This window comes from Flavobacterium sp. (genome assembly GCF_017985075.1).
Taxonomy (GTDB): Bacteria; Bacteroidota; Bacteroidia; order Flavobacteriales; family Flavobacteriaceae; genus Flavobacterium.
Genome location: NZ_JAGNYF010000109.1, coordinates 1 through 3,127 on the forward strand (window position 1 = coordinate 1; position 3,127 = coordinate 3,127).

Genomic DNA, 3,127 nt, shown 5'->3' on the forward strand with positions numbered 1-3,127 from the left:
ATAATTTTTCATCGCAAGGCAATTCGTAATTTTCTTTTCGTGTCATACGCATTACACCTGAATCGACTTTCGGTGGTGGATTAAAAACCGTTGGTGGTACCGTAAATAAGTATTCAACATCGTAAAATGCTTGTGCTAAAACGGATAAAATACCATATACTTTACTGCCTTTTTTACTACAAATTCGTTCCGCTACTTCTTTTTGAAACATTCCTGAAAATTCTGGAATAAATTGACGCAATTCTAACGTTTTAAATACAATTTGCGTCGAAATATTATAAGGAAAATTCCCAATTATAGCAAATTGTTCATCTTTAAAAGCGGTTTGCCAATCGTGTCTCAAAAAATCTAAAGAAAAAATATTGTTGGCTAATTTTAAATAATGGGCTTGTAAATACGCAACGGATTCGGTGTCAATTTCAACCACAAACGTTTCGTAAGGTTTTTCTAATAAATATTTTGTTAAAACACCCATTCCCGGACCAATTTCTAACACTTTTTTGTAGTTAGAACCTACCAACGAATCGGCAATTTGCTGCGCAATGCTTTCATCCGTAAGAAAATGTTGTCCTAAATGTTTTTTTGCTTTAACTGACATAAATATTTTTTAAATTCGTAAATCCCAATCCGTAATTCGTAAATGAATTAGTTTTCATTACTAAAAAACTCGTTGATTACTTCTAATTCTGTTCTAAAAGCCAACATTTTATCACCAAATAGACGAAGACCTTCCTCTCTCAATGCTGGCGCGAAAGTTTTGTAATATTCTTGAAGTTTTTCATTACTTTCTGCAGCATATTGAATGGAATAGGTAGTTCCTCCCATTTCTTCTTCCACTAAAACTTTTGAAAGTTTCGCTTTATAAAAACAGCCGGTAGCCAAAACGTCTCCAATATGTTTGGTCTTTAACCAATTTGACCATTGGTCGTGAGCACTGTCGTCAATATTTATGGTAACATTATAAATAATCATATGCTTAATTTTTTACAAAGATACTTTTTAAATATCAAAGTTCAATGCCAATGCTAATTTCAAAAATAGCAACAATTCTTTTCCTTTTTATTTGGGCGTGCCCCTGTGGGTCGGGCTTTCCGTTCCCGCTTTTTTTGTTCCGAAGAAAAATCGAAACAAAAAAGAGCTTCACTTCAATCCCTCACGCATAAACCTGCAATTACAACGCATAAGTTGTCAAGAGATTTCTATATTTTAATAATTTCTCCAATCTGTGTTTAAAAACAAAAAAAACTTCCAACTTCCAACATCTAACTTCCAACTTCTAATTATATTTGTAAAATGAATGAAAATTTAGATCCAAATAAAGAGCGTTTTACGCCACAAGAATTAGATATAGAAAAAGCACTGCGACCATTAAGTTTTGATGATTTTGCAGGTCAAGACCACGTGCTTGAAAATTTAAAAGTATTTGTGGCAGCAGCAAACCAACGTGGTGAAGCGCTTGATCACGCCCTTTTTCACGGTCCTCCAGGATTAGGAAAAACTACTTTAGCCAGTATTTTAGCTAACGAATTGGGTGTTGGAATTAAAATTACATCAGGTCCTGTATTAGATAAACCAGGCGATTTAGCAGGTTTGCTAACCAATTTAGAAGAGCGAGATGTGTTATTCATTGACGAAATTCATCGCTTATCGCCAATAGTAGAAGAATATTTGTATTCTGCTATGGAAGATTATAAAATTGACATTATGATTGAATCGGGTCCAAATGCCCGTTCGGTTCAAATTAATTTAAATCCGTTTACGTTAGTGGGTGCCACTACACGTTCTGGTTTGTTAACCGCTCCAATGCGTGCCCGTTTCGGTATCCAAAGTCGTTTGCATTATTATAATACCGAATTATTAGCCACTATTATCGAAAGAAGTTCTGGAATATTAAACGTGCCTATCGACTTAGAAGCCGCCATAGAAATCGCAGGAAGAAGTAGAGGAACACCACGTATTGCCAATGCTTTATTACGAAGAGTTAGAGACTTTGCTCAAATAAAAGGAAACGGATGCATTGATATAGAAATAGCCCGTTACGCCCTTAAAGCATTAAACGTAGACGCCAATGGTTTAGACGAAATGGATAATAAAATTTTAACGACTTTAATTGACAAATTCAAAGGCGGACCTGTAGGATTAACCACTTTAGCCACAGCAGTGTCAGAAAACGGAGAAACAATTGAAGAAGTGTATGAACCTTTTTTAATCCAAGAAGGCTTTTTAATGCGAACACCCAGAGGCCGTGAAGCTACAGAAAAAGCCTACAAGCATTTAGGAAGAATAAAAGGCCTCAACCAAGGCGAACTTTTTTAGGGTTAATTTTGAGAGCGTAGCATAAAGGCGAGAGACTTTGTGAAGCGGGAGGGTGAATTATTGATGGAATAGATAAATAAAATTTATATGAAAAAAATAGAATATTTTATAAACCTTTTACATTATGTAATTTACATAGTTTGTAAAAAACACAAGAGGTTTTTGCCTGACTTTTCAGCTGATATAAATTCTGGCAGAATTATAGGATTGTTATTTGCGCTATTAGGCTTTGCCTTTTTTGTACTTTTAAACAAAATGTTACATCGATTTGAATTAGCTAGTGAATTTATATTCTTATTTATTGCTTTGTTTGGTATTTTACTTTTTTTTACGGTTTTTTACAAAGATAAATATTTTGTTTATTTCAAAGAATTTGAAAAAGAGACTAAAGAAGTAAAAAAAAGATGGATTTTGATGACTTTTTTGTTCTTTGTTTTTTTAATTTTTTTATTAGTATTTAGTTTTTGGCTTCCCACAAATGTTGCATGACCGATAGCGCGGATTTGCAATCCGTGCCCATAAAGCGCAAAGAAAAAATAAACTACAATGACAAAAATTTGTAGTTTTTTTATTTGGTTATTATTATAGTAGGTGTGAATTGCAAATATTCGCTACCGAAAAAGCATACAAACATTTAGGAAGAATAATAGGCTTAAACCAAGGGGAACTTTTTTAGTTTATTTTAGAGCTGTACAATTTTGTACAGCTTTTTTTTAGCCCAATTAATAAAAAATCAAAGAATTTATAACTTTTTAAACAATCGTTATTGTTATTTCATTGCTTATTTTATCTTTGTAAGTTGATGCAAATG

4 protein-coding genes are annotated in these 3,127 nt (G+C 33.1%); 2 read left to right on the plus strand and 2 right to left on the minus strand.

Translation table 11 applies throughout. The annotated features are described in order from the left end of the window. Together rsmA and KA468_RS11015 are read right to left on the minus strand one after the other, a co-directional pair. The coding region (gene rsmA, locus KA468_RS11010) for a 16S rRNA (adenine(1518)-N(6)/adenine(1519)-N(6))-dimethyltransferase RsmA (RefSeq protein WP_291242979.1) at positions 1-598 on the minus strand (598 nt) is incomplete at its 3' end. Positions 599-645: 47 nt separating this feature from the next. Beyond that, positions 646-972, minus strand: coding sequence for a DUF4286 family protein (locus KA468_RS11015; protein WP_291242980.1), 327 nt, complete (start codon positions 970-972; stop codon positions 646-648). A 321-nt stretch (positions 973-1,293) separates the two neighbouring features. On the opposite strand from KA468_RS11015, the gene ruvB reads away from it, so the two are divergent. Next, positions 1,294-2,316: a Holliday junction branch migration DNA helicase RuvB gene (ruvB, locus tag KA468_RS11020; RefSeq protein ID WP_291242981.1), complete on the plus strand. Its 1,023-nt coding sequence runs from the start codon at positions 1,294-1,296 to the stop codon at positions 2,314-2,316. Positions 2,317-2,403: 87 nt separating this feature from the next. Further along, a complete protein-coding gene (locus KA468_RS11025) occupies positions 2,404-2,805 on the plus strand; it encodes a hypothetical protein (protein WP_291242982.1) in 402 nt (133 codons plus the stop codon). Positions 2,806-3,127: the final 322 nt, after the last annotated feature.